A 25,676-nucleotide genomic window follows, 5' to 3' on the forward strand; every position below is an offset into this window, starting at 1 on the left:
CTCTCAACTGGCTATGGAGAAGTCTGGCCCTTGGACAGTTCCGGTATTCAACTCGGTTTCTTTTTCGGTTTGTATTGTTTGAGGATTTTCCGGGAAGCATTGACGTCTTTCAGCAGGCGGTAAGGCTTGCTGATCGTCCGCACCGGCAGCGACAAAAGCAGATGCCCCAGATCCTCCCGGTACTCATTTGTGATGCGTGTCGGTTTGGACGAAATCCGATCGTAGATTTCTTTGTAGAATTTCCGGTTGACGTCCACTTTGAGCTGTTTGGTTTTATTGCATTGCTCGCAGCGGATGCTTTTGATGTCATCGTTGATATAGGTGATTTCATGGTTCACTTCTTCCCTGCAATGGTTGCAGAATAAAGCCGCTTCCATGGTTTTGATTTCCATGCTGGACACCTTCCCATTCATGATGATTGGGTTGTTTGCTCGTGGCGCTCTTATCCGTCTATGCTTGCAGCGGAACCTGTTTTTCCGTTTCTGCTTTAAATGTGTCGTCCTGCATGCGGCGCAGGCGCCAAATTGTTGAATCCACCGTTTGCTCGACATCATCATAGGTGATCACTTCACCTTTTTTGATGTCCCGCTTCAAGCGGACATGCTTATCGACCAGCCCCAGCGGCAATGCTTTTTGCTGGCGCGCTTCCTGAGCAGTCAGGATGTGGCCGTAGACGGTGAATCCACCGATGCTATCCAGGAAATCACCGGCCGCAAGATCGGTTTTGGCTACGGTTACCGTCTCAGCTTGAAGTCCGTGCCACGGAGCGATGGTCGCTTCGTTATAAATATAGGCACGCGCGATGGAAATCGGCGTTTCCAGGCTGGTTAAGTGATACGGACGGTACAGCACATAATTCGGCCCTTCCCCCATACTCAGATACTTCAATTCATGGTTGACCTCTTCTTTTTCAGAAGCGATGATGGCAAATACGCCAGGGGCGATGCCGTTGATGTATTCAACGATCCGCTTGTTGCCGACTTGTCCGCCTTCCGCTTTCAATTTGAAGATTTCCGGAAGGCCTTTTACATCGCTGACAAAGCCATGCATGCCCGGTTTGTCAGGCAGGAAACCCGTCGCATTGGCCACTGCCGTCATTTCCACCATGGTTTTGGTGCCATCCTGAAAAGAAGCGAGCATTTTTGGGCTGGCTCCTTTTCTGGCCGCTTCTTCCGCGGCAGTTTCGGGATTGGCAGCCAGATTCAGCGGATTGTTCTTGCCTTTCCCAAGCGCGACGACTTCGAACCCCAGCGCATCGGCAAAGTCGTACAGTTCCATAATCGCTCCCGGTTCGTCACCGGCAGATCCTGTATAAACCACACCGCTGGCATCCGCCATTTTTTTGAGGATAACCCCTACCGTAACGTCAGCTTCCACGTTCAGCATGACAATGTGTTTGCGGTTCAAGATGGCATCCCAGGCAATCTTCGCTCCGATATCCGGTATTCCGGTGGCATCCACCACTACATCCACTTCCCGCAATGATGTCACCAGCTGTGCGTCCGTAGTCGCCACGACCTTGCCTTCCTTGACGGCCGCTTCCGCCTGCTGCGGATTATTGGTTTCCACCACTTGCTCACCCAGCACACCCGACTTCACGTAAGCGGATGTGACATTAGTGAGTTGAATATCTGCGGTGATGACGACACGCATGCCCGCCATCCCCTCTATTTGGGAAATCATTCCACGCCCCATTTGGCCAGCTCCCACCAGCCCTACCTTGATCATAATGCCGCTGCGCTCCAGTTCTTCGAGTTTTCTATTTATTCCCAGCATGAATTAACCCCCTCTTATTCAGGCTTGATGATCCGGATGGCCGAACCGACTTTCAAGTTCGGCAACGCCTTCTTTTCCACGCACATCGTTCCGGGCAGGCTGGCTTCCGTTTCGCCATTGAAAGCGATCGTGCAATGGCCGATTTCATCCAACGTGTCATTGACTTTGCTTCCGACGAATAAAATCTCATAGCGCTGCTCATTGATTTCCAGCACATCACCTGCCATCACCTTGTCGAGCAGATCTGCCCGTTCATGGATCACGCCGATTGACCGCAAGGAATCCGGAACGGTGTCATTAAAAATGACCAACATGTTTTCTTCAATGAAAACATCCACTTCTTCACCGATTTCCGTTATTTTCGCTTCGTATTTTTTTGTCATCATATCCTCCACCTGACTGCCCCCTTATTTTTAGCTGTACAGACCGAAACTGAACAAGTAGGCAATGACAACCGCCAATGGCCCTGTTATGACACGTGACAATAAGACCGCCGGCACGCCGACTTCAATGGTTTCCGGTTCTGCTTCTCCAAGCGTTAGCCCCACTGGTACGAAATCCGCCCCCACTTGCGGGTTGATTGCAAACAATGCAGGCAGCGCCAATGCCGGCGGAATATTCCCGCGGCCGATTTCAACGCCGACCAGCACACCGACTACTTGTGCAATAACCGCTCCCGGACCCAATAAAGGCGATAGGATCGGCAAGGCACAAATCACCGAAAGGATCAGCAAGCCGCCAATATTTCCGGCTAATGGGGAGACGAAGTTGGCGATCAAGTCACCGATGCCCGTGTAGACGATGATCCCGATCAGCATACTGACAAAAGCCATGAACGGCAAAATGTTCTTCAGCACCTGATCGATGGTTTCACGCCCGGCTTGATAGAAAATCCCGACCACTTTACCGGCTCCACGGCCGATTTTTTCAATGATGTTCATTTTTTTCGGTTCCTGCTGATAACCGGCGGCTTTTTGTTTCGCCTCTTCTTTGATTTCCTGTGCTGTTTTCGGGCTGGCCGCCGGACTTTCCACTTTTTCGACCGCATCTTCTACAGCATCCTGGTCTTCATATGGAGCCACGGCACTGATATTTTCCAGTTTCACTCCGGAAACGAAATTTTCTTCATTGATGAACTTCATCAGCGGACCGGACGGCGAAGTGGCATTGACATTGACCGTCAAAATATTCATCTTTGGATAAACTCCGCAACGGGCTGTCCCGCCGCAATCGATGACAACACAGGCCATAGTTTCTTTATCATAGGATCCTTTAAAACCATCCACAGCTTCGGCACCTGTCAGCTTGGCAATTTCCTCAGCAATCGGATGGATGCCGCCCCCTGTCACCGACACAATGTAGCGCTGCTGCTCATTTGGCCGAATGGTCAGCGGACCGCCCCAACCGCCTCTTCCTTTAGTTATTGTTACTGGCTTAAAATTCAACGGCGTTTGAATGCTGCTCATTTTCTTTGCCTCCCTTTTTTAAACCGCTCGGATGATCAGACTTCCATGCCTCTTGCTTTCATCATGCGGACCGTGATGATTTCCGTAACGATGCCCCGTATCAGGATGACGATGACCCCAACGAGAAAGAAGCGGATCGCTAATGGCCCCAACGAAAAGCCCAATTGTGTGATGCCTGCGGAAATGCCCAGGTACACGAATAACTCTGCAGGATTGGCATGCGGGAACAAGCCCGTGATCGGATGCACAAACGAAACGGCCGAATCATAAAATGCCGGTTTCTGTTTTTCCGGCAAGAATTTCCCGAACGTATAGGCCATCGGGTTGGTCAGGAAGAAAACCGCCAGGACGGGAAACAGTGTATAGCGCAATAGCATGTACTTCGTACTTTTGCGCGCCAGCCTGTTGATCCGTTCTTCCCCCACCAATCGGATAAATGCGTTGACGGCCGTAATCAGCACGATAAGCAATGGAATAATGCCCGTTACCAGGCCTACAAAGGTATTGCCGCCTTCCTGGAACATTCCGATAAACCCTTCTGCCAGCCTAACTAAAAAGTCCATTTGTTCTTCCTCCCTATACTGCTAGATTTGTGTTTCCGGTCATTTGGGATTCAATTTTATCAATGGCCATCTTAAAAGCTCGATCCTCAGGCTCCTCTCCCAGACTTGCCTTCAGCGCATCCAGCGGCAGGCCGATGTATTCCGGAAAAGGTTCAAAACGGCTGAACACCGTCACCCCCCTCATCAACCGGCTTTCAACAACCGTTCCGGTGTCATCGATCACCACAATGGCGACTGCACCTATTCCCAGCTTCTGCTTTTGAATCCCTACCCCCAGATAGCCCGATGGCCTTCTGCTCAGCTCTCTGATTGTCCCGTGGTAGTTTTTCAGCTGCGCTTTAGCCATCCAAATTTGGAGCAGCCAGACTGCAGCAAACAAAACAATGAACCATCCCCACATATTCATCGCCCCTTTACATATGTTCAGTTCCGTGACATTTGCTATTACCACCTATTATAAGAGCAGATATCTGATAAATCAATATAAATAATAGAAAATTCAAATTATTTAATGTGTTTTTTTATTATTGCTTAAATAATGATTTCAACTTATAAAAAATGGAATTAAATGATGAATTAAGCAGTGAAATGATTGATCTTATTGGGTTTCTAAATATTTCTGGGAATAAAAAAAGCTTCCCGGTTATGCCGGAAAACTTTTCGTTTGTTTTTATTTTTTTAAGCGGCCAATGAACTCATGCAGCTTGTCCAACTTTTTCACATGGTCGTTGCAGGCTGCAGCATCCTGGCAAATGTAATTGCCCCGCTTGATAAATTGATCCTGCCCCGAACTTTTCGTCTTGGCGATGAACATGCCGACTTCGCTGTGGCGGTTGCAGATGGTGCAGATGCCCTGCTTGCCGCTGCGCGTAAAACTGCCTTGAATGCCGATCAACCGGTCGTCTTCTTCAGTGACCAAATACATCAGATTGGAACTTTCCGTCCAAGCCAGGTAAGAAGTTCTGTTGAAGTTGATCGTTTCGAGCTTTGGACCCTTGAATTTTTTTGCTTTCGGGAACAATTTCTTCAGTCCCGGGACGCCGACTGATTTAAATGGAATGATGTAGGGCTGAAGTGTTTCCAGAAATGCTTCCGCCTCGCCGAGCTCCTTCACTTGCACCAATGGATTGAGGATTTTCTTCTGTTCCTCGGTCAATGACGGGAATAATTTATAGACCTTCTCATGCGCCAAGTGCCGCAGGACGTTGAGCACTTCTGCATCATTGACGCTGGCTTGCCCTGCCACCAGGATTTTTGCCTGGTCTTTGATGAAATTGTATTGGTCGTTCCGGATAAACGCTTTTGGATTTTCCGCCGTGCTGCCAGTGTTGTCGTTCGTTTCTTTTGTATGGATCATATGAGCCCACTCCTTATGTTTTATTTACCGGATGTATAAGGAAGAAAGCCCGGCATAAAGAACGGCTGGGTATTGCGGGGGCGATTAGAGTTTGCCTGTCTCCCCATGCAAAGTATCGCCATTCCAAATACCAGGCTTTGCATGAGTGTTTCCTGACGCTGACAATTGAACCGCGATTGTCATCTGATACCACCTCCTTTGAAGATAGGGGTTTTGATTGTGTTTTTATCCCGATTTTACGGGAGATCTATTGACCCTAAAAGTCCGATTGGCTCAACTAACAATCCGTGGGGGAATGAAACTCCTCACTGATTGAGTTTGTTTTTATCATACTTTATCCAGCGGCCATTTTCCATCCAAGGGATTGCCTCCAGATACAGTGAAAATCATCACAAAAAACAACCGCTCCCTTGATGGGAACGGCTATGCTTCACTTCAATTGGATCTTCCGTAATCACAAACCACGTAAGCGACTGCTTTAGCGGCAACCAGCAAAGCGTCTTCGTCGATATCGAATTTCGGGTGATGGTTAAAAAAGACTTCTTCCCGGCCTTTCGGTTTGCAGCCGATATTGAAGAATAGGCCCGGCGTTTTCTCCAAGTAATAAGCAAAGTCTTCCGAACCCGAAAACACCGGATATTCGACGACTTCCTTGATATCGGAATCTGTCGTTTTTTTCAGTATGGCGACGACTTCTTCTGTTACGGCTTCATCATTGCGAAGCGGCGGGTAATCGGCAGTATAGGTTAAATCGCATTTCACATCAAACTGCAGTTCAATGCCGCTGACGATGCGGTGGATTTCCCGGTCGATCAGCTGCTGCGTCTTGTCGTTCATGTACCGGACGTCACCTTCGATTTCGATGCTGTCTTTGATGATGTTAAAGGAACCTTTGCCGTCAAAAGAACCGATGGTCACGACGCCCATTTCAAACGGGTTCAGGCGGCGGCTGACGACAGTCTGCACGGCGGTGATAAAATGGGCACCGGCGACAATCGGGTCATTGGCGTTTTGCGGAGACGATCCATGGCCGCCGCGTCCCTGGATCTTCAGTTTAAAATACGTTCTTCCCGCCATGGCATAGCCGCTTCGGTAGCCGATGGTGCCTGCGGGATGAGTCGGGAACAAATGGGTGCCAAAGACGGCATCCAGATCATCAAGCACTCCGGATTCCACGATGCTTTTCGCTCCGCCCGGCGGCGTTTCTTCCGCATGCTGGTGGATGATTTTGATGGTGCCGGCTAATTCTTCTTTCAATTGAATCAGGCAATCCGCCAGTACCAGCATATAGGCGGTATGGCCATCATGGCCGCAGGCGTGCATGACGCCTTCATTCTGTGATTTGAATGGAACATCCACTTCTTCCTGAATCGGCAGTGCATCAAAATCCGCACGCAAGCCAATGGTTTTGCCAGGCTTGCCGCCTTTGATAGTGACGATGATGCCATAGCCGTTTCCAACATGTGTCTGGACTTCAACGTCTTTTCCTTTATAGAAATCCGCAATAAACTGCGCGGTTTTTTCCTCTTTAAATGACAGCTCAGGATGCTGGTGAAGATGGCGGCGGATTTGGATCATTTCCTCCTTCCGGCTTTCCAGCATATTCACTAATTGCTCCTTAAGCTGAGATGAGTGGGCTTGCTGTACCATTTTATCTTCCTCCTTGTTGATGTATTCAAGCGATTTCTTTGGTCTTTTTCAGTTTTTCCAGCAGCAGGCAGATAATCACCAGGCCGAAAATACAGCAGAAGGCTTTCAATGAAGTCGGTACCGGTCCCAGATTGACGGCCAACGCCAAAGCGATGCCGATCACTCCCCACAATGGCTTTTGCATAGCCAGTTGCGCAATAAGCCCTCCGAAAATCGCCGGCAAGACGAATACCAGCGAATCCACAACCGACTGCGGCAATAAAGTAACGACATATGAGCCGCCCAGTACGATGAACAGCAGCATGACAATATTGACGATTGATGCAGCTGCCATGGCAAGCGTAGCGGTCAGTTCACCTTTTTTCGTTCCCGGTTCTACACCTACAGCTGATTGGGCGATAGAAGCTGCCGGCAAACACATATTGCCGATATTTCCTGTCAGAAACGCTAAGTAAGTACCGGAAATTCCTAAAATCGGATAATAGCTGATGGGTTCAACAAACCATAGAACCCCGACGACTGCGGCATAGGCCAGAAAACCTGATAAAATCGCCGACCAGCCCGGATGAAAACCGAGGCCATACGATAAGTATAACGGCAAGGCCAGGGAAAGGAGGATAACTGCCCAAATGGTCAGCCTTCCCCAGAAATGGGAACGGTCATGGAATTTCTCGAAACTGATGGTCTTGACTGCTGCTGTCTCTCTAAATCCTTCAAGTCCCTGTTCCAGTGTTTCATTTTGCACTTCCTTATTCAAGGTCATACACAGTCTCCTCTATTCTCTTTAGGATATGAAATAGCCGACTGAAATTCCCACGAGGATGATCAGGCCGAGCGACCATTCCCTGAGCCAGTTCAGTTTGAATCTGGCAGCGCACCAAAGGATGAGCGGCATGACAGCAAAGGCAGCAAGGAACACCATCGCTTCGTTCATTCCTTTAATTACTTGTGTCGTTCCGAGATAACTGAAAGCACCCAGTAAAGCAGCCGTTGAAATCACTTTTAACAGCGTCACGCTTTTCTGGCCATTGTTCGCAATTTTCGATTGGGCTTTGCTGAGCGATTTGGTGAACAGCGCAGTTACCAAGAGCCAGCCGACTCCGCCCAGGCACATGACCCATACTGCGTTGGTGAAAGCCTGATGGGTGAACTCTGCTGATCCGAGATCAGATCCTGCTGCCTGCGCCCCCACTGTCGCCCCGATTGTTTCAACCGGCGCTGAACCGATGATGCCGATGCGCATCAAGGTGACCGGATTGCCGATCAGTGTCAGCAAGGAAATAGCGACGATCAAAATAGCGAAAGAAGGTCCAAGGGAACTGATGGCCCCTGTTCTGAGGGCTGTCTTAACTTCGAGCTTGTTCATCCCGACAGTTGAAGCTGTCCGTGAAGCCAACCTGATAAACGTGATGGCTTGAAAAATAACAATGCTGACCACCAATCCTGCAATAATCCAAAGCGGTAAACTGTTGGCTGTTTCCATAACTTTGCTCATCCGTACATCCTCTCTGCCGTTTAATTAGTCTGTAGACCACCGAAAAAACGAATTTGTCTAAATCTTCCGTATTCGGTTCATATGGTCCACTATATACATTCTATTTTGTATGGGCAATGGCAAAATTTGCGTGCTGCTGCAAGGGTTTAGGGAAAAATAGCTGACGTTATCATAAAGAAAGGGGTTACAGAATTTCCGGATTTTTTTTGTTTAGTTATTGAAAAACGAGAAAAGGGACTTTTCCCGGTGGAAAGCCCCTTTCTCGCTAAATTCTTCAATCTGCTGTAATCATGTCGACAATTTTGGCAACATGGATCTCTACTGTGTTCAATTGCGGAATATCCAGGTCCTCCGGCTTAAAGATCATTGGAAATTCAGTGCAGCCAAGAATCAGGCCTTCGATGCCATGTTGTTCGATCATCCGTTCAGCAATAACCAGAAGTTCCTTCTTCGTTTCCTCATTGACGATTCCCTGCTCCAGTTCCTTAACAATTTTTTCATGGATAAACTGCTGGTCTTCTTCATTCGGCACAAAAATCTCTTTTCCGTTCGCCGTGAACGGTTCTTTGAAAAAATCATTTTCCATAGTGAACTTAGTTCCCAACAAGCCAATCTTGTGAAGACCCAGCTGATCGGCTTTCCGGTAGCTTTCTTCCACAATGCTGATCATTGGAATGTTCACTTTTTGCTGCACCTTGTCAAAAACGATATGCGGTGTATTGGCTGAAATGATCGCGAAGTCCGCACCAGCCCTTTCCAGGCTCAACACCGCTGCAGCCAAATATTCCGCCAGCTCTTCTTCTTGATTGTTCTGGAGCAGATCAAATATTTTGTACATGTTGATACTGTAAATCAATAATTCCGGCAGGCTTTCCTTGCTGCCTGTCTCTTCCTGAAACTTGCTGATAATGGATTGGTAATAATCAACCGTCGACTCGGGTCCCGTGCCACCAATCATGCCAAGTTTTTTCATGCCGCCCCTCCTGTCTATTCTGTTTTTCCATCATGATGATGAATTTCATTTAAAGACATCCTTGCTTGAAATTTCCCTCTTCAGAAAAAGTAAAACGTCCATAAAAAAAGAGCTGCAGTCTGCAGCTCCCGTGTCGTCCATTTTATTGAGCGGTGTATCCGCCATCGACCATTAATGTACTGCCCGTAACAAATTCGTTTTCCACCAGGAAGACAATTGCATGTGCAATTTCATCCGGCTGACCCAGTCTGCCGACAGGATGTTTAGCAACCAATGCGTCGTAAAAATCGCCCAATGCTTCTTTGCTGACCATGCCTGACTCCACATAGCCCGGCGCTACTGCATTGACGCGAATATTATGTTCAGCATATTGCAAAGCCAATGACTTGGTCATTAAGTTGACCGCGCCCTTCGTTGCGTTATAGGCGAAAGCACCGCCTTCTCCAACAGTCCCAAGAATCGAAGATGTGTTGATGATGACGCCGCCATCCCCATTTTCCAGCATGTTCTTGATGGCATGCTTGGCACCGAAAAAGACCCCGTCCTGGTTGATGGAAATTACTTTATGGTAATCCTCGTACGTCAGTTCATGCGTCACACCCAAGACGCCCACGCCGGCATTGTTGACCATGATGTCAACTCTTCCGTAACGTTCGACTGTTGCAGCGACCAATTGTTCAACCGATTCCTCACTGGCCACATCCACTTTGACGAAGACCACTTCAGCATCTCCTTGCTTCAGTTGCTGCTCAGCTTGCTTGCCGCCTTCCTCATTGAAATCCGCGATGACGACTTTTGCTCCTTTTTCAAGAAACGCTTTTGCTGTCGCCAACCCAATGCCGGATGCTCCACCTGTAACGATTGCCGTTTTCCCTGTCAATTCCATCTGTTTTGCCCCCTTGTGTTGAAAAAAATGTTCACTCTTATTAAACCCCAGTGGTCTGAATATTACAACATCTATTAGGGTGCATCAGCAGAACCTCTGTCTTTACTTTATTGTCGCCGGGAAATAGCGGTCCTTCATTTTGGTCGAAAGGAATTCCAGAACAATGGCGAAAATCAATATCATATAAGTAATCATTCCCACTTCGCGTAAATCGTAATAGAAACCGGAAGCCATGAATAATTCAAATCCAATACCTCCTGCCCCTGCTGCCGCACCCATTGCCACTGCAACTGAAAAATTGATTTCGAACCGGAGAAAGGTCCAGGACAACAGATAGGTGAAGGTCGATGGCAAAACGGCGTGCACAGAGGCTGCCACCCTAAAACGCTTTCGCGCACCAACGCGTTAATGCGACAAACTTTTTGTTGATTTATTTCAGAATATTCATTATAGTAGTAACATATTTCAAACAACTTAGACAGGAGTTGCAGCTATGAAAGAATTCATCAGTAAGTTATTGAACGGAATGAGCATCGGCATTGTCGTCGCTTTGATTCCAAACGCATTATTAGGAGAAATACTGAAATTACTGATTCCCCATTTTCCTCCCCTGCAGCATCTTTTTGATATTACGGTTTTTACCATGAGTTTATTGCCGGTCCTGATCGGGGTTATGGTCGGCATCACGTTTAAATTGACTCCAATCCAGACAGCCAGTGTCGGGATCGCTTCCATGGTCGGCAGCGGCGTCATTCAGAAGACCGCTGAAGGCGTCATGACCTTGAACGGCATCGGCATTGTCATCAATATCGGAATCACGGCGGCCTTAACTGTTTTGTTTGTCCAATTTCTCGGAGATAAACTAAAGGCTTACGCCATTCTCCTGATGCCTACTTTGAGCATCCTCATTCCCGGAATGGTCGGTTACCTGCTGCTGCCGTTCATGAAACAATCAACGGGCATAATCGGCACAGCAGTTGCGCATATCACCTCACTGCAACCGGTAGTGATGGGGGCCTTGATTGCGATGATTTTCTGTACCATTATCCTGCTGCCGATTTCAACGGTCGGTGTCGCCACAGTCATTATGCTTTCGGGCATCGGGGCAGGCGCTGCGAATCTTGGAATCGTTGCAGCCGGTGTCGGGCTGGCCATTTCCAGCTACAAAGCCAATTCCATGGGAACAGCGCTCGCACATGTATTGGGATCTCCAAAGATTCAGATGAAAAACTTTCTGATGAAACCGCAGATTGCCATTCCCATGCTGATTACAGCAGCTGTCCTCGGTGCACTCGCAGGAATCCTGAACATACAAGGCACACCTTACAGTGCCGGTTTCGGCTTGTCCGGCCTTGTCGGACCGCTGAATTACATGAATCTTGCGGAAGGCGGCTGGAACAGCCACAATATCGCCGTCATGATCAGCACCTTCCTGGTCTTGCCGATCCTTTTAAACATCGGTTTGCTCTTCGTTTTCTCACGCAAGCTGAAAATGATCAAAGCCTCCGATTACAAACTCGATTTCGAATAAAAATAAAGCCCAGCCGGAAACTATCCGGCTGGGCTTTATTGCAGATTCAGTTAAATGATCTCGGAAGGCTGGTTTATCAATTCTACTTTCAGCCAGCCCCGCACACTGTTGATCAGCCAGATGGCATCACAAGTTTCCAACTCTTTTTTATCGAGGATTTTCTCTTCAATACGCTGCTGGTCCAGCAGCTGCTGCCTGAACGTACCAGCCAGCAATCCGCAGGAAATTGGCGGCGTGAAAAAGCGGCCCGCCTTTTCCAGCACTAAGTTGCCGATCGTAAATTCTGTCAGCTGCTGTTTTTCATTCCAGAGCAGAATCGAAAATACGTCTTTGGGCAAACCTTCGCTTGCCTTGTTGTATACCTCGCGATGGGTGGTTTTATGGAACAGGAATGGGTTTTTGCCGTCAACTGCAGAAAGGGCGATTGCGCATCTAACCGGCTGCCCAATGGCTGCAGTTTCCTGCGCTTCCAGCTCTAGTTTGCCTGCTTTATTTTGCAACAGCCGGACTTTGTAAATGCCTTGCGGGTGTTTTTCTGCGAGTTTCATCAATTCACTTTCAGCTTGTTGAATATTTCCCGGGAAATGAAAATAATTCGCAGAATCCTGCAGACGGGCCAAGTGGTAGTCGAGCAATGGGTACTGCCCATTCTCCAGTTTCAGAGATTCCAACAGGTTGAAGACCGGCCGTTTGGCGGTCAGCACTTCCGCTTTTGTCTGCAATTCCTTGTATTCTCCTTCAGAAGTAGAGTCCCAGGTGACTCCTCCGCCCACACCATAACGCGCAGTTCCTTTTTCCCGATCGATGACGACGGTCCGGATCGGCACGTTAAAAACAGCGTCTTTATTAGGCGTAATGAAACCGATTGCGCCGCAATAGACTTCCCGGGGAGTTTGTTCCAATCCGGCGATGTACTTCATCGTACTGATTTTAGGTGCACCGGTAATGGAACCGCATGGAAATAAAGCCTGAAACCATTCCAAAACTGTCGTCTCTTTGTCCAGCTGTGCTTCGATGGTCGAAGTCAGCTGATGGACTGTCGGATAGGTTTCCACCGTAAATAACGGATCGGCTTTGACTGATCCCCGCTTAGCCAACCGGCTGATATCGTTGCGAAGCAAATCGACGATCATCAGATTTTCGGACTGCTCTTTCTTCGAAGCCAGCAAAGCCGCAACCTGTTCCTGATCTTCCTGTGTCGTGCGGCCCCTTGGCGCTGTGCCTTTCATCGGTTTGGCGGTCAGCTTGCCATTTCGGACTTTAAAGAACAGTTCCGGAGACGCAGAAAGCACGCGGAACCTGCCAAGATTCAGATAGGCAGCGTAATCCGCCTGCTGATTTCTGGCCAATTGGCGGTAAAATGCCAAATCGCTGCCTGCAAATTCCGCTGACAGGCGTTCCGTGTAATTGACCTGATAGGTATCTCCTTCTTCAATCGCCTGCTTAATCTGCTGAATGCCTTTTTGATAATGTTCTACAGAACTGGCCATTTTCCATTCCGAAACCTTATAAGGCTGCTGTTCTTCAGATAAAACAGGCGCTTTTTGGGGGGCATTGAAAATCCCGAACCAAACGAGCGGCATTTCACCTGCCGGTTGCGTCACCATTTCTGCCTGAAAAGCCGGGGCTGCTTCATAGGAAACATAGCCGGCTGCATAAAATCCCTTGTTAAGTGCTTGCTCCAGCTTTTCCAGAATCGTCGGCACTTCAGCAAGTAGATGAGTTTCGAAAACTTCCAAAGGATCGGTGAAAAGAAGCGGTTCAATCTCTCCATCTTCACTACGGAACTCATACAATAGGTAAGGGTTTGACATGTCCGGCACCTCCCTTATTGTCTTTTTTCCACTGCTTCGCAAATTCATAACTGTTTTTTAGCATCTTGAACCCCTCCACCGTCAAAATCGATTCCGGGTGAAACTGGATGCCTTCCACAGGCAGCATTCGATGACGGACAGCCATAATAGCGCCATCATCAGAGCGGCCTGTCACTTCCAGGCAGTCGGGCAAGGCGGCTTCTTCCGCAACCAGGGAATGGTAACGGGTCACGGTCGTTGGATTGGAAATGCCCGTGAAAATTCCTTTGCCCGTATGCATCAGCATCGAGACTTTTCCGTGCATGGGCTGGCTCCCTTTGATGATCCGTCCTCCGAAATATTCAATAATGGTTTGATGCCCTAAACAAACGCCCAGTACCGGAATCTTCCCACTCAACTCCGTCAGCACTTCCCGGCTTGCCCCATTTTTAAGCGGACGCCCCGGACCTGGAGACAACACGATGAGTTCCGGCATCAGCCCTTCTATTTGCTTTGCAGTCAGTTCGTCGTTTTGAATAACAAGCACGCTTGGTTGCAGCTGCTCAAAATAATGGACCAGGTTATAGGTGAATGAATCCTGGTTATCGATGATGATGATCATGGATGGCACCTCTTTATTCTACTCTTTACTTGTGTAAGTCAGATATTTTCATTATACGCTGTGTGCCGCCGCAGATGGAAATTTAGCCGTGTGAAAGCCGGCTGTGAATGGCCACAACCGGCTTTTTTATTTATATATATTATTTTTATACCCTGCATTTCATCAGGAATGGTTTGGTTTCTTCAGTTGGCTTGAGTCTCCTGCCATTCATCAGCTGTTCCACACGTTCGACCATTCTATGCCCGATCCCTTCTCCGCGATACGAAGGAATTACGGAAATGTGCTGAACCGTGAAATTTTCATCATCTTCTATATGAATGCCGATAGCGCCGATATAATCATCGCCGGCTTTCCAGAGGAAAAGTTGCCAGTCCGGACGTTCATTATATAGCTCCATGGTTTTTTTCAATTGTTTTACATCCCGCTCTCTAGGCATGAATGACAACAGGCCCATTGCGATTTTTTCGTGCGAGCGTTTATATCTGGTCAGCATTGGAATCTCCTTTCCTTCAGCAGTTGTTCAAACCAGCGTATTCTGTTCGACGGCATTAAAAGCGGCAGACAATCTTCCGGCGAAATCTTCTGGTGCTTCTTCTGACGCCAAATAAACACAAATGATATCCGGATTGACGTCCATCCGCTGTTGGTAATTGGTCGGCAAAGGAATCGGGTGCCAGTGAAGCGCATTCATAAAAGATGCCAGTTCACTCGGCAATAGAAATATTTCCGCTCGATTCATGGCTTTTCCATTATCTTTTAAGTTTTTAAAAGAAATATCGTGATCCAATGTACAACTGAAATTTTTGCTGTGGGATGATATGTTAATGGTTCTTTTTCTCTTTATTAAACATTCACCTGCTTGTAGTTCAACCTCAGAGTTCATGAGCATGCCCACTTGTTCAGCCAACTGCTCCAATTGTTCCATCCTCCTCATCCTTTCTGTTTTTTCCAGAATACTTCCTGAAAATGGATAAATAAGTTAGCTGGCATACAAAAACGCCGAAAAGAATCGTTGAATTCTTTTCGGCGTTGTTTACAGCCCTAATTGTCTGTTGCATCCAGCCAAATGGTTATTCGATTGTTTATCTATTTTTAAGTGATCAATTACGGACAAAATGGATTTTAACGAAAACTCAGTCGTTTTTCGTTCGTTTCCAACTTAACACCTTTCAAAACAGATGTAAAACCTTTGAACCAAAACTTTAGACAAAAAATTGGTAAATCGACTTGGCAATACAATCAAATAGGTAAAAACCAACTGCCCTTCACTTTCCCTTAAAACCCCTAACCCTAGCAGAAATGCGTTTTATTTACTTTTTATATACCCCTTTTTCAAAATTAAACACTTTTCAATAAAACAAAAAACCGCCTTTCGGCGATTTTAAAAAAGACTTATTTTCACTTTTGTAAGTACCGGACACTCAATCTTCTTCGGAATCATCTTCCTCATCGTCTTCTTCATCGTTGGAAGAATCATTTTCAGAATCCGTATCATTTGAATTCGAATCCTCTTCATTCTGCATTTCCGAATCGCCATTGTCTTCTTCGTTTGGTTCTTCATTTCCGCAGGCTGCAAGCATGCCTACAGATAAAAATAATGCAGCTCCAGTTTTCAGCCATTTTGCCTGTATCATCTCTATTCCTCCTCAGCACATCGTTTCGTCTTCCTTCTATACCCTTTGCTTTTCAGGAAAAACATCATTGAGAGCGCATCAGCTCGATCAGCTTTTCACAGCGTGCCTCATCACTTGGCTGCGGCGTTAACTCCACTTTCAGGGTCGCAACCAGCTGCGTCTTTACATATAACATGTCACGGAAGCGATCGACAGCTCCGCAGAATTCTGCGAAAAAGCTGTCTCCGGTTCCGAAAACGGCTGTCCGGAGCTCTTTTCGGCCCAACTTTTCGATGGCTTGATACAAAGAATGCATTTCTTCCGGAATTTCGCCGCTCCCCCATGTGTAGGTGCCGATCATTACCACGTCCAACCAATGTAATTGGGACAATGGAAATTCGTCAACTGGATACAGCTCAATAGTTATGCCTTGATTCCGTGCAGCTTCCTGCACCATTTCCGCCAATTTTTCTGTATTGCCGGTAACCGAGGAATAGACAATCGCCAGTCTGGGGTTAGAGTTCGTCAAAGCCATTGGACTGCGACACTTTTGTATAGGTCCGGGATTTCTGTTCGAAAAAGTCGGATTTCGTTTCGTTCATCATGTCGTCGCCAAAGACCTGGATCCATGGCATTGGATTGCTGCGTTCTTCGTATAGATTATCCAATCCAAGCTGGCGCAAGCGCTTGTTGGCCAAATATTCCACATAACCGGCAAACTCCTCAAGATCCAGCCCATCGATATCCGCCAGAATATAATGCGCCCATTCTTTTTCAAGCTGCACAGCCTGATCGATGGTCGTGTAGATGTATTGAATATTTTCATCCGTATTCAATTCCGGATTTTCCGTCAGCATGATCCGGATAAACTGGGCAATAAAATACGCATGCTGCATTTCATCTCGCTGGATATAGCTGATCATGGTACTGGTCTTCAGCATCTTCTGCTGGCGCGCCAAATGATAGAAAAAAGCAAAGCCGGCATAGAAATAAATGCCTTCCAGGTTAATGGAATTGACGCTCAGCTTGAACAAGTTCTGCGGCGTCGGGTTTTGGCGGAACGCTTCATAGGCATCCAAAATTAGGTCATTCCGTTTTTGCACAACCGGATCGCTTTTCGCCTGATTGAAGCGCGCATTCTGTTCGCTCACCGAGACCAGCGAACTCAAAATATAGGAATACGACTCGGTATGGACCGCTTCCTGCTGGGAAATGACCGCAAAAATAGCTTTAAAGCTGGAGTCCGTGACGTAATCCATCGCCTGGCTCATTGTCGGGGTCTGCAGGCTGTCGAGCGATGCCAGTTGCGTATTGATGCGCAAAAAGACGTCCTTCTCCACTTCACTCAAGCTGTCCCATTGCTTGATGTCGTCCTGCATATTGATTTCCTGCGCTTTCCAGAAGTTGGCCAATAGCGCCTGATACAAGTCGTACATTTGGGGGTAAGCAATATCGTTCCAGTTCAACAAACCTGAAGACTGGCCGTTCAAGACGCCAGTCGATTTGTTCGGATGTTCCGGATTCAGTAATTTAATCTTAGTCAACGGTTCATGTATGGTCATGAAAATCCTCCTTTAGCTTTGGCACGCTTCGCATTCTTCGATTTCCGCTTGTGATGTGCTGCGGACATAATAAGTCGTTTTCAAGTGTTGCTTCCATGCTTCCAAATGAAGTTCCAGCAACTCTTTTGCTTTGATGGTATGCGGCACATAAAAGTTGAAGCTGATGGATTGATCAATATGCCGCTGACGCGCCGCGTTTTGGCGGATGCTCCATTTCTGGTCCAGCACGTGGCGTGCACGGCGGTAATAATCGTACGTGTTGTGGTCCAGGTCAGGCGCTGTCACCTTAAATTTGAAGTTCTTCTTCTCTTCCGCATATTCAACGGCGTAAAGGGGATCGATGCCATCTGTCGAACCGCCGATTTTGGCGGTCGATGAGTTTGGTGCGACCGCCATCATCCAACCGTTGCGGACACCGGTCGATGCAACTTCCTGCTGCAGCTTGTTCCAGCGTTCACTGCTGTAGTTCCGGCGTTCAAAGTACTCGCCTGTATGCCATTCAGAGCCCTCAAATTTGCTGAACGCCCCTTTTTCTTCAGCCAGCTGCATTGAGGCGCGGATCGTCTGATAAGCGATTTCCTCATACAGCGTATCCGCAAATTCCACAGCCTTTTCGCTTTCCCAATGGATGCCTTCAAGTGCCAGTAAGTGGTGCCAACCGAAAGTTCCTAATCCTCATTTCTATTCAATAAAGGTCGTAAGCCTTTATCCGTTCTCTTATGAACTGCTGCATGTCACCATGCAGATTAGACTATATCACGTTCCTTTTTTAAGGAACCCCTGCTTTTCCACTATCATAAACTTATAGTGTACTCTACTCCCTTATCTCCTATGAGGAGTGGTTTCGATAGTCGTTAGGCTTTTATACCTCAACTGTTTTATATAAATAATTTGGGAAATTATCGTTTTTTAGTCTAGCTCGGATAGTAGTACGCTTAATCTCGGTTAATTTTGCACATTCAGATATGCTTAGATAGCAAATTCCATCAACTAAGATTTCTTTTCTATGAGGCATATTTTTTTTCATACTTTCCACAGCCAACTTAGGCTTAGGAACTCCTTTATTACTTGAAACCCATCCGTTTATACTTTTTTCTTTATACAGCTGCCTTCTTATTTCTTTCCAGTTACTTACATGAGTTCTCCCGAAAAAAGAATTTTTTTCTCCTGTTTTTAAAGAAGCTTTTTCTGAGAGTAGCTTTTTAACTTCCTCAGAGTGGCTTCTCCCATAAAAATGATTTCCACTTCCTGTCATTTTTTTTGATTTGAGTCTTCGCTCTGCTTCAGAAAATAGCCTACCTTTTGTTCCTGTACCACCTAAAGTTAAGTTATATCCGTGAGCAAAACTGTTATATTTCATGACATAATATGCCTCAAGAGCATAAAGTTCTTCTTGGGTGAACTTTTCATTTTCTTCTATTACAGTGAAAACAAAAGCTTCTTCTCCGTACTTATTAAAACTTTTTTGAAGGTGATCGTTTTTGTGTCTATTTTTTCTTAGTTCAGAAAAGTGACAAATTGTCCGCCTATTTAAATTTACAGTTTCTCCGATATAATACTTACCCGTTACGTTATTTAAAATCGAATAAATTCCCTTCATTACTTTGTCCTCCTTTCCTTTAGATTCAATTGAGATAATTTAGCACGGGATTGTCTCGTCTGAGAGTTTCCCCGTTTAACAGGGTTTTCTTAAAGGGTTACCCCCTTAAGCCACTGGATACTCAATGGCGCGGTATTTTTTATTCGTGGCATCGGCCTGTCCGACAGAAATCGTATTTAAATCGATGACATTATCAAGCATGCGCATCTGGATCGGAATCACCCGCTCCAGCACCTCTGCTTTGACCGCTCTCGGCAAGTTGATGGACGACAGGTTGCAGACCACAAAATCGCCTGGCTTGCGGATCATGACAAGGTTGCCGTCTTCATCGGTGTATTCTTTCATGATGGTAGTAGCTGACATATTTTGCATAATTTCTGTACACAAATTACTACAGTAAATCGACGTGAGCCCTCTGCCTCTTGTGTGCTTGTTCGGATTCTGGCGGTTCACTTCGTCCCGGTAGAACATATACGGTGTGCCGGTTTCCAACTGGGAAACCATGATGCGCGCCATGATTTCCATTGCACGGTAAGTTTTACGCGGCAATAGCGGATGGTCCACAGCTTCCTGGTATTTGTCGCTGAAGTATTTTTCATCGGCTTCGTCGTAAAAATCTTCAAGTCCGAGCGCGTTGCCGTTTTCATCTTTCCAGCCCATCACTTGCTTGATCTGATGCGGACAGAATGTGTGCCATTCGCCGATGCTGCGGCCGTTTTCGTCTTTTTCCTGCAGCCGCTCCATAAACAGATCCGGAATCGATACCCCGGTGAAAATATCATGCGCTTTACGGCGCTCATCGCCGTTATTGGTCTTCAGGTCCAGGAAGCCGTTCATGATATCTTTATGGAAAACATCCAAGTAAATCGCCACTGCGCCTTGGCGCTGTCCGAGCTGATCGACACTGACCGCCGTATCGTTGACCAGACGGATCCACGGTACGACGCCTGAAGAATTGCCTTTGAATTTTTTGATGTCCGATCCTAAAGCACGAACTTTTCCGTAATAGATCCCGATGCCGCCGCCGTCTTTGCTGAGGCGTGCGATATCCCAGTTATTCAGATAGATGCCATCCAGTGAATCGTCGACGGTATCGATAAAGCAGGAAGACAATTGCCCGAAGCTTTTGCCGGCATTCGACAAAGTCGGCGTCGCTACTGTCATATAGAGATGGCTCATGGCCCAGTAGGCTTCTTTCACCAACTCGAGGCGATGCTCTTTTGGTTCGTTTTGCATCAACGTCATCGCAATGACGAGAAAACGCTCCTGCGGAAGCTCAAATAACCTTCCTTCATAGTCTTTCGCTAAGTAGCGGTCAGCCAACAGGAACAAGCCGATGTAGTTGAACAAAAGATCCCGTTCCGGTTCGATTTCCTCACCCAATAATATGATTTCCTCTTTCGAATAAGCCGCAAGAAGCTCTCCTGAATAAATGCCGATCCCTGTCAGTTTTTCAATAAGGCGATAGAAGTCGCCATATTTCTGGGAAGCGGAAAAGTTGCGGCTGTCTCCAGCTTTTTTGTATAAGTCGCCAGCATACAATTCTGCTGCGGTGTACGTCCAATCTGGCTCGTCCATCGTAATGCGGTTCAACGCATACAGCAAGGATTGTTCTCCTTTTGCCTGCTCAGCTAAGTTCGCTGTCCGCTCCAATAGTTCTCGCGTTTCCAGCCCGTATACCTCTGTTGCCCGTTGAAGGGCCTTTTCTACTGCGTCCATTTCGGTTGCCTCAGTCTTCATATTCATATCAGCACAACTCCTTTGCGATTTCGTTTATTGTCATGCGACGCTGTTTCCGTTCCTGTGCGCTTTTAAATAATTTTTCCTCGGCAGGCGTTTCGGGAATCACGCCGGTCACTGGTGTCGGCTTGCCGTCGCTGTCGACTGCCACCATCGTCAAAATGGCTGTGGTCGTCAAGCTTTTGCTGCGTGTTTCAATTCGTTGGCATTCGGCTTTCACATATACTTCCATGGACGTTCTGCCTGTTGAGATGACCACACCCTCCAAAATAAGGATATCCCCGACTTTTGCCGAAGACAGGAAATTTACGGTATCGATCGAAGCGGTCACTACGGCTTTTCCGCTATGCCTCATGGCTGTAATGGCAGCAATTTCATCTATATACGCCAATACGGTACCACCGAATATGGTACCCATATGGTTGGTGTCCGGGGGCAAAACCAATCGTGTTTGAATCGTTCTTGCCACCCCCGCTGCTAACGGTTTTGTCATGAGTATCCATTCCTCCATCTCTGATATACAAGAAAAAACCCCATCCTCTCAGGGAGGATGGGGTTTAGATACGCAGAATATCGGATGGGAAGCAGAATACAGCTATCCCATGCATAATACCTTCGTTATCCCTCTCAGCTCCCGGAGAAGATCATAAACTCATAACGAAGGCAGGTCTCCTGGCTTGTGCGTCATCCTCTGCTATCTCCTTCCCGTCCGTTGGACAGTGGATTGCGATAGTTTGTCTGCACTTACAGTTGCGGGAACAGCTCCGGAATTTCACCGGATTCCCTATTAAGCCTTTTCAGGCACCTTCGTTATTGGTTCCACTATATATAGTGGCAAACTTTAAAAAACCACTAAATCTTGTATTCCTAAACTATAAATCACTTTCTGATCTTTGACAAGGGATTTCTTAAGCCTCTGGTTAGGTAAGGTTTTAATTTGCCGGTAAATGCCGCTTCAATGCCTGTTTCACAGTGCCCATCGTCGTCAATTGGCTAAAGTCCACACGCGCTTCAATCGCTTTTAATGCGAGTTCGGGACGGATTCCTGTGAAAATCAATTTGATTCCGAGCAAACGCATAATGTGATCGATTTTATAAAGAAATTCTGCCACTACATTATCGATGTTATAGATGCCGGATACGTCAATGATGAGGCAATGCAGATTCTCTCCTTGAATTTTTTGCGGGATGATATCAAGAAGCAAGTTTATGCGATCGCCATCCACTGAACCTACGAGCGGCAAAACGGCCAAGCCATCAATAATTGGGACGATGGGAGTCGATATTTCATTTTTCAATTGCATTAAATCCCGTTCGGTTTTTTTCTGTTCGGTAATGTCGCGGATAATGGATTGGATGGCGACCGTTTCCCCGTATTGGACCGGGTAGCAGTAAAGCTCTACATCGGCTTGAGTTCCATCAAAGCGTTTGACGGTTGTCTCCATCAAGGCTCCGATTGTACGGTCCTCCATCCCCTTACGGATCCGTTCCGTAATCAGTTCTTTGTAATCATCCGTAAACACATCCACCACGTTTGCACCGATGAGCGCTTCTTTATCGGCTTTGAAAAATTCCGATCCGGGCTGATTTATATATAAAACTTTCTGATTCGAATGAATGATGGTTGTTTCATCGGAATACTCCGCGATTTGCTGGTAAATTTCTTCTTTCTCTTTAATACTCAATGGTCTTTCCGGTACTGTATTTGGCATTTTCTTTCACTCCTTTTGGCTAAGAAACTGCCGTTCTCTCTATTCTACACTTTTTCAGAAAAACTTTCAGTCTTTGGAAAGGCTGAAAGATTTCTGAATGATTCTTTTCTTTACAGTTTTATTTCAAATCTTGTAAAGGAAAATTATTATGTTATGATAAGAAACTGTGATTTTAACGTATTTTTAGATGCCGTTTTAGGAAATACACTACCTTAAGGTTAGAGTTATTGGAGATGCACGATGAAACAAGTAACAGGAAACGCTTTTCACTACGGCTGGGTCATTATCGCGATCGCGGCCTTGTCTCAATTTTTCTCTGGTCCCGGACAAACTTATTCCAACTCAATTTTTATTGATTATTATATAGAAGATTTTGGCTGGAGCCGTTCCACGGTTTCCGGTATCTACTCAGCTGCGACATTGACGGCAGGGTTCCTGCTGTTTTTCGTCGGGCGCCTGATTGACCGCAACGGTTCACGAAAAATGGCCGTTGCCGTATCCGTCTCCTTTGCCGTCGCCTGCTTTTTCAACAGCTTCGTAACAAGTCTCGTCATGCTGTTTATCGGCTTCTTTTTTATTCGCTTGTTGGGCCAAGGCTCTATGGCACTTATATCAAGCTCGCTCATTCCGCAATGGTTTGTCAAAAAACGGGGCCGCGCCATCAGCATTGCCGCAATCGGCGGCTTAGTCAGTTCTGCCGCTTTTCCCCTGCTGAACGTTTGGCTGATCGAGTCATTCGGCTGGCGCAGTTCATGGCTGATTTTAGGAATCATCATCATTGTTTGCTTTACGCCGCTTGCTCTTTTCCTCATTCAAAACTCTCCTGAAGAAATGGGCTTGCTGCCGGATAACGGCGCTGCGCTTAAGGCGGAGCCTGAAAAGAAACTCATAAAAGAAGTCAGTTGGTCAGTGAAAGAAGCTTCAAAAACCCGTGCTTTCTGGCTGTTGCTGTTATGTGCAGCCATTCCGGGCATCGTCAATACCGGTTTGACCTTCCACCTGGTCTCCATTTTCGCTGAAAAGTCCCTGTCTCTTGAAACTGCAGCCGGCATTTTAAGTTTAACGGCATTGATCGGCTTGCCAGTCACTTTCATCACAGGAATTCTGCTGGAAAAAGTAAAAGTCCAGTATATGCTGACACTGGTATTTGCAGGCGAGCTAGTGTCGTTATTTCTTCTGCAGAAAGCTGATTTTTTGGCGGCTGCCATGGTCTTCGGATTGGTCTGGGGCGTCAGCATGGGAATCGAACGGATTGTCATGGCTGTCGTCTGGCCCAATTATTTCGGCCGTAAACATATCGGCAGCATCAGCGGCATCTCGATGGCAATGGTCGTCACGGGATCTGCACTCGGTCCGTTGCCGCTCGGCATCGCTTTCGATTTATTCGGCGGCTATACCGAAATCCTCTGGACATTGATGATTTTCCCGATTTTCGGTATCGTGGCAGCTTTGCTGGCAGACCCGCCGAAAAAGGAAGCTTCCATCCAACAACCCGTTGCCAAAGAAATAGAAGGACCTGCAGAAAACCCTTTACTCGCGGAGTAAAGGGTTTTTTTAAAAAGGAATAAAGGGCAAAAAAAGGTTGCCCATTCGGACAACCTTTACCTTGCTATTTATGCATCGACCCATTGAGAAGCTATTTCTTTCTCTGTTTTTGGTTCGTCGGCTTTTTTATTGGTTTTGCTGGTGTAAGGCTTAAAACTATTGGCTTTATTGGCTCCTGCTTTCCAGCGCGTCCAGCCTTTTTTGCCGGTTCCCTGGCCTGTACCGCTTTTCGCTTTTGCTTTTGCTTTGCTCATTATAATCACTCCATTACTGCTACGATGATGTACAGCTTATCACATCAACGCTCAGAGTGAAACAGAAATGTTCGCTTTACAGGCGGGATAGCCCTTTTTCCAGTTCGCAATTGGCGATCGGCTCTTAGTGTTGTTTGCCGAGTACTTTCTGAATGTCTTTTTCAAATGATTCGGGTTTATCTTTTGGAGAGAACCGTGAAACGATATTGCCGTTTTGATCAATCAGGAATTTTGTGAAGTTCCACTTGATGGCGCTTGATAAAAACCCTTTTGTGTTAGTAGTCAAATAGCTGAACAGTGGATGTGCCTCTTTGCCGTTAACTTTGACCAAGTCGTGCATAGGGAAAGTAACGCCGTACGTCATGCGGCAAGCTTCCTGTGCTTCTGCCCCACTTCCTTTTTCCTGGCCGAATTGATCAGACGGGAAGCCTAGAACAACTAATCCCTGTTCCTTGTATTCTTCGTACATTTTTTCCAAACTGTCGAATTGATCTCTCAAACCGCATTTTGTCGCTGTGTTGACTATCAGCATGGCTTTGCCTTTGTATTGGCTTAAGTGGTATTCTTCCCCGTTCGGCTTTGGTACGGCAATATCGTAAATATTCATGCGGCATCTCTCCTTATTCATTCTTCTATTACAAATCCATGGTTTTGAAAGAGGCATTCAGCTCTTTCAAGTTTTTCATCAAGGTGATGGCGTTGACTCCCATAAAGTCACAGCTGATGAGTTTGTCGAGGACAGCCTGTTCGACTGCCGCCTGTTCGCTTTTGGCTTTTTCCGTCAATGAAATCGTAAATGCACGTTTATCTGATTGGGATTGTTCTTTAACCAGCCGCCCCTGTTCGATCATACGATTGATGATCGGATTCAAAGTTCCGGTGCCAAGCCCCAGCCGTTCACCGATATTTTTAGTCAACAATCCGTCTTCTTCCCACAAGACAAGAAGCACCAGATACTGTGGAAACGTCAGATTGAAAGGCTCCAACGCTTTTGCATACATTTTTGAAAAATTGCTGGAGGCTTTATAGACTTCGAAGCACAATTGTTGTTCGAGTTTCGTTGGTTTTTCCATTTGCATCTCACCTATGCTAATTATTATAGAACGCTGATTTCCACATCCACAGATCCTTTGATTGCTTTGGAATATGGGCAATACTGATGCGCTTTCTCTACGTATTCGTGTTTCAATTCTTCATCGATGCCTGTGATGTCGACGACAAGTTTCACCGCCAGTTTAACGCCGCCGTTGTCTTTATCCCCAATCAAGGCAACAGTTGCTGTTACTTCACTCTTTTCAATTTCCACTTTACCAGCTTCCAGCACCAATTCCAATGCACTGTTGAAGCATGCGCTGTAACCTGCAGCAAATAGCTGTTCCGGATTTGTTGCCGTTGTTGCTGAACCTCCAAGAGCCTGTGGTTTTGCTACATCCAAATAAAAAATATTGTCCGGTGAATAAACCGCACCGTCTCTTCCGCCTGTATTGATCATTGTTGTTTCGAATAGTGTTTTCATTATGTGTTTTCCTCCGTTCATA

General features: G+C 46.6%; 27 protein-coding genes, 4 pseudogenes and 1 riboswitch. Of the genes and pseudogenes, 2 read left to right on the forward strand and 29 right to left on the reverse strand.

The features are described from left to right. Positions 1-47 precede the first annotated feature (47 nt). The 13 genes and pseudogenes from IRE19_RS09935 to IRE19_RS09995 form a co-directional block, all read right to left on the reverse strand. Entirely contained in the window at positions 48-392 is a 345-nt protein-coding gene (locus IRE19_RS09935) for a bh protein (protein WP_203340262.1), read from the reverse strand. 58 nt (positions 393-450) lie between these two features. Beyond that, positions 451-1,776, reverse strand: coding sequence for an NAD(P)H-dependent oxidoreductase (locus tag IRE19_RS09940; RefSeq protein ID WP_203340263.1), 1,326 nt, complete (start codon positions 1,774-1,776; stop codon positions 451-453). A 14-nt stretch (positions 1,777-1,790) separates the two neighbouring features. Beyond that, positions 1,791-2,162, reverse strand: coding sequence for a PTS glucitol/sorbitol transporter subunit IIA (locus IRE19_RS09945; RefSeq protein WP_238943184.1), 372 nt, complete (start codon positions 2,160-2,162; stop codon positions 1,791-1,793). Between the two features lie 27 nt (positions 2,163-2,189). Further along, positions 2,190-3,242: a PTS glucitol/sorbitol transporter subunit IIB gene (srlE, locus tag IRE19_RS09950; protein WP_203340265.1), complete on the reverse strand. Its 1,053-nt coding sequence runs from the start codon at positions 3,240-3,242 to the stop codon at positions 2,190-2,192. Between the two features lie 35 nt (positions 3,243-3,277). Further along, positions 3,278-3,805 (reverse strand): PTS glucitol/sorbitol transporter subunit IIC, encoded by a 528-nt coding sequence (gene srlA, locus IRE19_RS09955; RefSeq protein WP_203340266.1) that lies wholly within the window; start codon positions 3,803-3,805, stop codon positions 3,278-3,280. Positions 3,806-3,818: 13 nt separating this feature from the next. Beyond that, complete coding sequence (locus tag IRE19_RS09960) at positions 3,819-4,205, reverse strand: transcriptional regulator GutM (protein WP_203340267.1); 387 nt, start codon at positions 4,203-4,205, stop codon at positions 3,819-3,821. A gap of 270 nt (positions 4,206-4,475) precedes the next feature. After that, a complete protein-coding gene (locus IRE19_RS09965; RefSeq protein ID WP_203340268.1) occupies positions 4,476-5,162 on the reverse strand; it encodes a FusB/FusC family EF-G-binding protein in 687 nt (228 codons plus the stop codon). Positions 5,163-5,597: 435 nt separating this feature from the next. After that, positions 5,598-6,812: an amidohydrolase gene (locus tag IRE19_RS09970; protein ID WP_203340269.1), complete on the reverse strand. Its 1,215-nt coding sequence runs from the start codon at positions 6,810-6,812 to the stop codon at positions 5,598-5,600. Positions 6,813-6,837: 25 nt separating this feature from the next. Next, positions 6,838-7,575, reverse strand: coding sequence for a small-conductance mechanosensitive channel (locus tag IRE19_RS09975; RefSeq protein ID WP_203340270.1), 738 nt, complete (start codon positions 7,573-7,575; stop codon positions 6,838-6,840). 21 nt (positions 7,576-7,596) lie between these two features. Next, a complete protein-coding gene (locus IRE19_RS09980; RefSeq protein WP_203340271.1) occupies positions 7,597-8,307 on the reverse strand; it encodes a DUF5058 family protein in 711 nt (236 codons plus the stop codon). 274 nt (positions 8,308-8,581) lie between these two features. Then, a complete protein-coding gene (locus IRE19_RS09985; protein WP_203340272.1) occupies positions 8,582-9,280 on the reverse strand; it encodes an aspartate/glutamate racemase family protein in 699 nt (232 codons plus the stop codon). A 142-nt stretch (positions 9,281-9,422) separates the two neighbouring features. Further along, positions 9,423-10,166, reverse strand: coding sequence for an SDR family NAD(P)-dependent oxidoreductase (locus IRE19_RS09990; RefSeq protein WP_191714686.1), 744 nt, complete (start codon positions 10,164-10,166; stop codon positions 9,423-9,425). Between the two features lie 102 nt (positions 10,167-10,268). Next, positions 10,269-10,532, reverse strand: a pseudogene (locus IRE19_RS09995) (phosphonate ABC transporter permease); the annotation flags it as partial. A 127-nt stretch (positions 10,533-10,659) separates the two neighbouring features. Here IRE19_RS09995 and IRE19_RS10000 point away from each other — a divergent pair. Next, on the forward strand, positions 10,660-11,697 hold the full coding sequence (locus IRE19_RS10000) for a PTS sugar transporter subunit IIC (protein WP_203340273.1): 1,038 nt from the start codon (positions 10,660-10,662) through the stop codon (positions 11,695-11,697). Between the two features lie 50 nt (positions 11,698-11,747). On the opposite strand, the gene pabB is transcribed toward IRE19_RS10000, so the two are convergent. The 12 genes and pseudogenes from pabB to IRE19_RS10060 form a co-directional block, all read right to left on the reverse strand. Next, positions 11,748-13,511, reverse strand: coding sequence for an aminodeoxychorismate synthase component I (gene pabB, locus IRE19_RS10005; protein ID WP_203340274.1), 1,764 nt, complete (start codon positions 13,509-13,511; stop codon positions 11,748-11,750). Further along, positions 13,486-14,112: an anthranilate synthase component II gene (locus tag IRE19_RS10010; RefSeq protein ID WP_203340275.1), complete on the reverse strand. Its 627-nt coding sequence runs from the start codon at positions 14,110-14,112 to the stop codon at positions 13,486-13,488. Before IRE19_RS10010 ends, pabB begins: the two co-directional genes overlap by 26 nt. Positions 14,113-14,257: 145 nt before the next feature. Then, positions 14,258-14,605 carry a GNAT family N-acetyltransferase gene (locus IRE19_RS10015; protein ID WP_203340276.1) on the reverse strand — a complete coding sequence of 116 codons (348 nt, stop codon included), beginning with the start codon at positions 14,603-14,605 and terminating at the stop codon, positions 14,258-14,260. Between the two features lie 27 nt (positions 14,606-14,632). Continuing rightward, a complete protein-coding gene (locus IRE19_RS10020; RefSeq protein ID WP_203340277.1) occupies positions 14,633-15,037 on the reverse strand; it encodes a DUF1259 domain-containing protein in 405 nt (134 codons plus the stop codon). A gap of 496 nt (positions 15,038-15,533) precedes the next feature. Next, positions 15,534-15,746, reverse strand: coding sequence for a hypothetical protein (locus tag IRE19_RS10025; protein WP_203340278.1), 213 nt, complete (start codon positions 15,744-15,746; stop codon positions 15,534-15,536). A 64-nt stretch (positions 15,747-15,810) separates the two neighbouring features. Further along, entirely contained in the window at positions 15,811-16,260 is a 450-nt protein-coding gene (locus IRE19_RS10030) for a flavodoxin domain-containing protein (RefSeq protein ID WP_203340279.1), read from the reverse strand. After that, on the reverse strand, positions 16,241-17,287 hold the full coding sequence (locus tag IRE19_RS10035) for a ribonucleotide-diphosphate reductase subunit beta (RefSeq protein ID WP_203340280.1): 1,047 nt from the start codon (positions 17,285-17,287) through the stop codon (positions 16,241-16,243). Before IRE19_RS10035 ends, IRE19_RS10030 begins: the two co-directional genes overlap by 20 nt. 12 nt (positions 17,288-17,299) lie before the next feature. Further along, a pseudogene (locus IRE19_RS10040) lies at positions 17,300-17,962 on the reverse strand (ribonucleoside-diphosphate reductase subunit alpha); the annotation flags it as partial. A gap of 187 nt (positions 17,963-18,149) precedes the next feature. Further along, positions 18,150-18,887 carry a GIY-YIG nuclease family protein gene (locus tag IRE19_RS10045; RefSeq protein ID WP_203340281.1) on the reverse strand — a complete coding sequence of 246 codons (738 nt, stop codon included), beginning with the start codon at positions 18,885-18,887 and terminating at the stop codon, positions 18,150-18,152. A 123-nt stretch (positions 18,888-19,010) separates the two neighbouring features. Next, positions 19,011-20,633 (reverse strand): annotated as a pseudogene (locus tag IRE19_RS10050) (ribonucleotide reductase N-terminal alpha domain-containing protein); the annotation flags it as partial. Position 20,634: 1 nt separating this feature from the next. Continuing rightward, the gene (locus IRE19_RS10055) at positions 20,635-21,120 is read right to left on the reverse strand and encodes an acyl-CoA thioesterase (protein ID WP_203340282.1); all 486 of its coding nucleotides are present in this window, start codon (positions 21,118-21,120) and stop codon (positions 20,635-20,637) included. A 152-nt stretch (positions 21,121-21,272) separates the two neighbouring features. Further along, positions 21,273-21,451, reverse strand: a riboswitch (cobalamin riboswitch). A gap of 108 nt (positions 21,452-21,559) precedes the next feature. Beyond that, positions 21,560-22,339 (reverse strand): PAS domain S-box protein, encoded by a 780-nt coding sequence (locus IRE19_RS10060; RefSeq protein ID WP_203340283.1) that lies wholly within the window; start codon positions 22,337-22,339, stop codon positions 21,560-21,562. A gap of 240 nt (positions 22,340-22,579) precedes the next feature. Between IRE19_RS10060 and IRE19_RS10065 the strand changes: the two genes are divergently transcribed. Beyond that, positions 22,580-23,884 (forward strand): MFS transporter, encoded by a 1,305-nt coding sequence (locus tag IRE19_RS10065; RefSeq protein ID WP_203340284.1) that lies wholly within the window; start codon positions 22,580-22,582, stop codon positions 23,882-23,884. A 122-nt stretch (positions 23,885-24,006) separates the two neighbouring features. On the opposite strand, the pseudogene IRE19_RS10070 reads toward IRE19_RS10065, so the two are convergent. The 4 genes and pseudogenes from IRE19_RS10070 to IRE19_RS10085 form a co-directional block, all read right to left on the reverse strand. Further along, positions 24,007-24,138: pseudogene (locus tag IRE19_RS10070) on the reverse strand (DUF3934 family protein); the annotation flags it as partial. A gap of 124 nt (positions 24,139-24,262) precedes the next feature. After that, positions 24,263-24,745: a glutathione peroxidase gene (locus IRE19_RS10075; RefSeq protein ID WP_203340285.1), complete on the reverse strand. Its 483-nt coding sequence runs from the start codon at positions 24,743-24,745 to the stop codon at positions 24,263-24,265. A 28-nt stretch (positions 24,746-24,773) separates the two neighbouring features. Further along, positions 24,774-25,211, reverse strand: a complete 438-nt coding sequence (locus IRE19_RS10080; RefSeq protein ID WP_191714661.1) for a MarR family winged helix-turn-helix transcriptional regulator — start codon at positions 25,209-25,211, stop codon at positions 24,774-24,776. Between the two features lie 23 nt (positions 25,212-25,234). Continuing rightward, positions 25,235-25,654 carry an organic hydroperoxide resistance protein gene (locus tag IRE19_RS10085; protein WP_191714660.1) on the reverse strand — a complete coding sequence of 140 codons (420 nt, stop codon included), beginning with the start codon at positions 25,652-25,654 and terminating at the stop codon, positions 25,235-25,237. Between the last annotated feature and the right edge of the window lie 22 nt (positions 25,655-25,676).

The sequence above is a fragment of the Planococcus beijingensis genome (assembly GCF_016820615.1).
Taxonomy (GTDB): domain Bacteria; phylum Bacillota; class Bacilli; order Bacillales_A; family Planococcaceae; genus Planococcus; species Planococcus notacanthi.